At 69.2% G+C, this 6,271-nt stretch carries 6 protein-coding genes; 4 read left to right on the top strand and 2 right to left on the bottom strand.

Annotated features, from left to right (window positions below; all coding sequences use genetic code 11):
- A partial coding sequence (locus tag GA0115259_RS24210; RefSeq protein WP_202450297.1) for a peptidase C39 family protein occupies positions 1-1,340 on the top strand: 1,340 nt, incomplete at its 5' end.
- A gap of 187 nt (positions 1,341-1,527) precedes the next feature.
- Positions 1,528-2,220, top strand: coding sequence for a TetR/AcrR family transcriptional regulator (locus GA0115259_RS24205; RefSeq protein ID WP_093600949.1), 693 nt, complete (start codon positions 1,528-1,530; stop codon positions 2,218-2,220).
- A 77-nt stretch (positions 2,221-2,297) separates the two neighbouring features.
- Here the strand turns inward: GA0115259_RS24205 and GA0115259_RS24200 are convergent, their stop codons facing one another.
- Positions 2,298-3,536 carry a glycoside hydrolase family 18 protein gene (locus tag GA0115259_RS24200; RefSeq protein ID WP_093600945.1) on the bottom strand — a complete coding sequence of 413 codons (1,239 nt, stop codon included), beginning with the start codon at positions 3,534-3,536 and terminating at the stop codon, positions 2,298-2,300.
- 329 nt (positions 3,537-3,865) lie between these two features.
- Here GA0115259_RS24200 and GA0115259_RS24195 point away from each other — a divergent pair, with 329 nt between their 5' ends.
- A complete protein-coding gene (locus GA0115259_RS24195) occupies positions 3,866-5,038 on the top strand; it encodes an acyl-CoA dehydrogenase family protein (protein ID WP_093600943.1) in 1,173 nt (390 codons plus the stop codon).
- A 55-nt stretch (positions 5,039-5,093) separates the two neighbouring features.
- Here the strand turns inward: GA0115259_RS24195 and GA0115259_RS24190 are convergent, their stop codons facing one another.
- Entirely contained in the window at positions 5,094-5,492 is a 399-nt protein-coding gene (locus GA0115259_RS24190; protein WP_093600941.1) for a hypothetical protein, read from the bottom strand.
- 204 nt (positions 5,493-5,696) lie between these two features.
- Between GA0115259_RS24190 and GA0115259_RS24185 the strand changes: the two genes are divergently transcribed.
- Complete coding sequence (locus tag GA0115259_RS24185; RefSeq protein WP_066956527.1) at positions 5,697-6,137, top strand: Lrp/AsnC family transcriptional regulator; 441 nt, start codon at positions 5,697-5,699, stop codon at positions 6,135-6,137.
- Positions 6,138-6,271 lie beyond the last annotated feature (134 nt).

Raw genomic sequence — 6,271 nt, 5'->3', positions numbered from 1 at the left:
CCCCCGCCGCTCCCGCCGCCGCCGCTGCCGGAGCGGTCTCCGCCGTCCCGGCGGCAGCGGCAGCGGCCGGCTCCTCGGCCCCGAACGCTCCCGACCGCGCCAGGCCTCTCGTGGACAACGCCTTCTGGACCTCGTACACCGACTGGCGCTCCGGCGGGCACCAGGGCACCCGGGCCGTGTCCGGCAGCCGGCCCGCACTGGTGATCGGCGCTCCGGCCGGCCGTACGGACTATTCCGATCCGCACACCGGGCAGATCACCACCTGGGAGTACGCGACCTGGACCTCGCCCGTACGCCGCTCGAAGGTTCCGGCCACCGAGGTGATCGCCTCCTGGAACGCCACGACTCCGGTCGGCACCTGGCTCCAGATCGAACTGCGCGGCCGGTACTCCGACGGCACCGACACACCGTGGTACGTCATGGGCCGCTGGACCGCGGGCGACGCCGCGGACGACATCCGGCGCACCTCCGTCGACGGCCAGAGCGACGGGCGCAGCACCATCTGGACCGACACCTTCTCGGTGGACGAGCCGGCGAGCGGACTGCGTCTGGACTCCTACCGGCTGCGGCTCACGCTCTACCGCACGCCCGGCAGCCGGTTCACTCCGGTCGTCCACCGGGTCGGAGCGATGGCCTCGGACATCCCGGACCGGTTCACCGTCCCGGCCTCCGTACCCGGGCTCGCCCGTGAGCTGATCGTGCCGCGCTACTCGCAGAACATCCACGCCGGGCAGTATCCCGAGTACGACAACGGCGGCGAGGCCTGGTGCAGTCCCACCTCCTCGCAGATGATCATCGAGTACTGGCGGCGCGGGCCCAGCGCCGAGGATCTCGCCTGGGTCAATCCGGAGTACGCCGATCCACAGGTCTGCCACGCGGCCCGGTTCACCTACGACTACCAGTACGGGGGCTGCGGCAACTGGCCCTTCAACGCCGCCTACGCGGCCACCTACCGGGACATGCGCGCGGCCGTCACCCGGCTCGGCTCGCTCACCGAGGTGGAGACCCTGATCCGCGCGGGCATTCCCGTCATCACCTCGCAGTCCTTCCTCAAGGAGGAGCTGACGGGAGCCGGCTACGGCACCTCGGGCCATCTCATGACCGTGATCGGCTTCACGGCCGACGGTGATGTGATCGCCAACGATCCCGCCTCGCCCGACAATCCCGCCGTGCGCCGGATCTACCGCCGTGCGGAGTGGGAGACGATCTGGCTCCGTACCAAGCGGTACAACGCCTCCGGCAATGTGGCGTCCGGCACCGGCGGTGTCTGTTACGTCTACTGGCCCGCCGCGCCGTCCACGGTCCAGCGGCGCGCCCTGCGGGCGGTGGGCCTGCTCTGACCGGCCCGTGAACGACCGGTCCGACCGGCTCATGGACGGCCGGGCCCGGCGGCGGAGACGTTCCGCTTCGCCTCCGGGCCACCGGCACCGGGCCGCCGTGGTCACTCCGTGAGACGCTCTGCTCTCTCTGCAATACTGCGGGAAATCTTGCGGGAATCCCGTGGCAGCCGGAGACCAGGACGCGAATGTGAACCGTAGTCAACAGCGTGGCACCTCCGCGCGATCGCAGGTGCGGCGCTCCGAACTCATCGCGACCGGCCGGAAGTTGTTCGCCAACACCTCGTACGACGCGCTGTCGATGGACGACATCGCCCAGCACGCCGGTGTCGCCAAGGGCCTGATCTACTACTACTTCAAGAACAAGCGCGGCTACTACCTCGCCATCGTCGAGGACTCGGTCGCCGAACTGGTCACCCTCGCCGCCGCGGGCGGTGCCGAACTGCCGCGTACGGAACGGATCCAGCGCACGGTCGAGGCCTACCTCCGCTTCGCCCAGCAGAACGAGGCCGCGTACCGCACCATCATCACCGGCGGTGTCGGCTTCGACACCCAGGTGCAGGCCATCCGGGACGCCGTACGCACCGGTCTGGTCATCACGCTCGCCGAAGCCGCCTACGGCAGGAGCGACATTCCGGCGATCGCCCGGCTCGCGCTGCTCGGCTGGCTCAGCAGTGTCGAGTGGCTCACGCTGGAGTGGCTGGGCCACCAGGAGCTGACGCTGGAGATCCCGCGCGATCTGCTGGTCCGTATGCTGCGCCACACCCTCAACACGATCGAGGAGTTCGCGCCGGAGTGCCCGGCGCCGCCGCCGGACCTCGCCTGGCGCCCGTTCACCGGACGGGAGGAGCAGGAGAAGCAGCCGGAACCGCCGCGGATATGACGCCGGGGACGGGGGCTGAGCAGCCACCCCGCCCCCGGCGAGCCATGAGAGTCCCTGCCGAACAGGAACTACAGGAACTAGTCGATGGACTTGATCAGTTCACCGTCGGTGGTGTCGCCGCTCAGCTCCCAGAAGAACGTGCCGCCCAGGCCCTGCTGGTTCTTGTACGCCATCTTCCCGGCGATGGTCGCGGGCGTGTCGTAGCTCCACCACTGGTTTCCGCAGAAGGCGTACGCCGTGCCCGCGACCGTTCCATTGGCCGGGCAGGAGTTCTTGAGGACCTTGTAGTCCTCGATACCGGCCTCGTAGGTGCCCGGTGCCGCGCCCGTCGCCGTACCGCCCGGCTCCTTCTGTGTCACACCGGACCAGCCGCGCCCGTAGAAGCCGATACCGAGCAGCAGCTTCTCCGACGGGATACCGAGCCCCTTGAGCTTGCTGACCGCCGCGTCCGAGGTGAAGCCCTCGGTCGGGATGCCCGGGTAGGAGGTCAGCGGCGAGTGCGGGGCCGTGGGGCCCTGGGCCGCGAAGGCACCGAAGAAGTCGTAGGTCATCGGGTTGTACCAGTCGAGGTACCGCGCGGCGCCCGCGTAGTCGGCGGCGTCGATCTTCCCGCCGTCGGAGCCGTCGGCCGTGATGGCCGCAGTCACCAGAGCACCGGACCCGAACTCGGCGCGCAGCGCGGACGCGAGGTTCCTGAAGGCGTCACGGCCGCTGGTGTCGCAGGTCAGACCGCAGGCGTTGGGGTACTCCCAGTCGATGTCGATACCGTCGAAGACATCGGCCCAGCGCGGGTCCTCGACCAGCTCGCGGCAGGACTGCGCGAAGGCGGCCGGATTCTGTGCCGCCTGGCCGAAGCCGCCGGACCAGGACCAGCCGCCGAACGACCAGATGACCTTGAGACCGGGATGGAGCGCCTTGAGCTTGCGGAGCTGGTTGAAGTTGCCGCGCAGCGGCTGGTCCCAGGTGTCGGCGACGCCGTCGACGCTCTGGTCCGCGGTGTAGGCCTTCTCGTAGTCGGCGTACGAGTCACCGATCGCGCACTTTCCGCCGGTCACATTGCCGAAGGCGTAGTTGATGTGCGTGAGCTTGCCGGCCGAGCCGGAGGTCTCGATGTTCTTGACGTGGTAATTGCGGTCGTAGACGCCCCAGTTGGTGAAGTAACCGACGACCTTGTCGCCTGCCGCTGTGGGGGCGGCGGAAACGGTGGTCTCATCGGCCGAGGCGCTGCCGGCCAGCAGCGTCACGCCGAGTACGGCGGTGCACGCGGCGGCGATCAGCGCCCGGAACCGGGCACGGGAGCGGTGGAGCCTGAGCATGGAGTCTCCTCGTGGGGGAGGAAGAAACGAGTGGGGGGAGAGTGACATGAACGCGTTGAGAGGGAACGTTAGAAGGACTAGACCAGTGGGTCAATGGTTCGGACCAGGTTCGGCCCTGCGGAGAGCTTCCGCCGGCCCGTGACGGAACGCCGCTGATCGGGCATACTCGACGCGCCACAACCGCTGGTCAGCCGCTTCCGCGATCCGGGAGGGCAGCATCGGTTGGGCAGAACTGCCGTCCGGGGGCACCCCCGGACTCCAGCCGGCGCCGCCGCCCACACCCTGCGCGTGCGACCGCCGAAGTGCCCGACAGGGAGGAGAGCGCCGCCATGCCCGACCGCGCCCCGCGACCGGTGGACAGGCAACTGCCCACCGAGGAGTCCAAGGACCTCGTCGCCCTCGTACGCGACATCATCGAGCGGGAGATCGCTCCCTGGGCGGCCGAGGAGGAGGAAGCGGGACACTTCCCGCGCGAACTCTTCACCCTGCTCTCCGAGTCCGGCCTGCTCGGCCTTCCCTACGACTCCGCCCACGGCGGCGGTGACCAGCCGTACGAGGTCTACCTCCAGGTACTCGAAGAACTGGCCGCGGCCCGGCTCACCGTCGGCCTCGGCGTCAGCGTGCACTCCCTGGCCTGCCACGCCCTCGCCGGCTACGGCACCAAGGAGCAGCAGGCCCAATACCTTCCCGCCATGCTGAGCGGCGGCCTGCTGGGGGCCTACTGCCTCTCCGAGCCCGCCTCCGGCTCGGACGCCGCCTCGCTGCGTACGAAGGCCGTACGGGACGGTGACGAGTGGGTGATCACCGGCACCAAGGCCTGGATCACCCATGGCGGGATCGCGGACTTCTGCACCGTGCTGGCCCGCACCGGCGAGGAAGGCGCCCGGGGCATCACGGCGTTCCTCGTACCGGGCGACGCGCCCGGCCTGAACGCGGCGGCTCCCGAGAAGAAGATGGGCATGAAGGGCTCGCCCACCGCCCAACTCCACTTCGACGGCGTACGGGTGGCCGACGGCCGCCGTATCGGCGAAGAGGGACAGGGCTTCGCGATCGCCCTGTCGGCGCTCGACTCGGGCCGTCTCGGGATCGCAGCCTGCGCCATCGGCCTTGCCCAGGCCGCCTTGGACGAATCCGTCGAATACGCCACCGGGCGACGGCAGTTCGGCAGACCCATCGCGGACTTCCAGGGACTGCGCTTCCTGCTCGCCGACATGGCCACGCGGATCGAGGCGGGACGCGCGCTCTATCTCGCCGCCGCCCGGCTCCGCGACGCGGGCCGGCCGTTCTCCCAACAGGCCGCCATGGCCAAGCTGTTCTGCACGGACACCGCGATGCAGGTCACCGTCGATGCCGTACAGGTCCTCGGCGGCTACGGCTACACAGTGGACTTCCCGGTGGAGCGCTTCATGCGCGAGGCGAAGGTGCTCCAGATCGTCGAGGGCACCAACCAGATCCAGCGCATGGTGATCGCCCGTCATCTCGCGGGCCCGGAAACACGCTGATCCGGCCCCCCGACACGCTCTCTGACGAACGGTCAGCGTGCGCGCCGGGGAGACCTCAGGCGGCGTGCGGCTGGACGCTCGGCACCTTGAACGGGCGCGAGCCCGGTCCGCCGACGTGCGAGAACGGCTGCGTCCGCCAGTTGAGCCCCTGGGGGAGCGTCAGAAGCAGCGCGGTGTCCTGCTCCTGGGCCTCGGACGTCTCGTCGGCGGGACGGGCGTCCGACGCCGAACGGCCCGTACCGGCACAGACGGAGAGTACGAACGGGTTCCACGGAGTGGGGCACAGAGCGTGCTCCGGCAGGACGTCCTCGTCCGCCAGCAGCGCGATTGGCTGCGCACAGTCCGGGCAGACGACCCGGTACATCTCGAAGGTGTCGTAGAAGTCGATGTCGTCGGCGTCGACGAGATCAACAGGCTCCGGTTCGGTACGTCCGGCGCGCTTCAGGCTCTGCATGGAGACATTCCCCCTCGGGTGGGCCGACCAGGCACTTGTGGTCTCGACCACAGCAAGCAATTCCCGTCGCGCGAGCCAGGTAACCGTAAGGTCTCGAAGGACCGCGCCAGAGACCTGTGGTCTTCGTCACATGCCGCCCGCAGGTGCGCTTCGGCTGATTCGCCGACTGTGCCTGAAGTGACCTGGGGCAATAGGTTGATCCGTATGGAGGAGCTGGATCGTCAGATCGTGGAGTTGCTCGTCAACGACGGCCGGATGAGCTACACAGACCTGGGCAAGGCCACCGGCCTGTCCACCTCGGCCGTGCATCAGCGCGTACGCAGGCTGGAGCAGCGCGGAGTCATCCGCGGCTACGCGGCGGTCGTCGACCCGGAGGCGGTCGGCCTGCCGCTCACCGCGTTCATCTCGGTGAAACCGTTCGACCCGAGCGCACCGGACGACATCGCGGAACGGCTCGCGGGGATCCCGGAGATCGAGGCGTGCCACAGTGTGGCCGGGGACGAGAACTACATCCTGAAGGTCCGGGTCCCGACGCCACTGGAACTGGAACACCTCCTCACCCGCATCCGCTCCTTGGCGGGAGTCTCAACCCGCACGACGGTGGTCCTGTCGACGCCCTACGAATCCCGCCCGCCTTCTTTTTGAGAGCGGCAGCGGATCCGTCCTCAATCGCCGGACGGGCTTGGTGGGTGCCCGGATCGGACCCGCAGCCGGGACGACGGCGGGAGGGGGGCGGGGTCGTAGGAGGTGCGTGTCCGGACACTAAAGCGTGATTTGTG

Source organism: Streptomyces sp. MnatMP-M17 (assembly GCF_900091995.1).
Classification (GTDB): Bacteria; Actinomycetota; Actinomycetes; order Streptomycetales; family Streptomycetaceae; genus Streptomyces.
The sequence above is the reverse complement of the archived record's forward strand: the minus strand, read 5'-3'. Positions and strand labels throughout refer to the sequence as shown.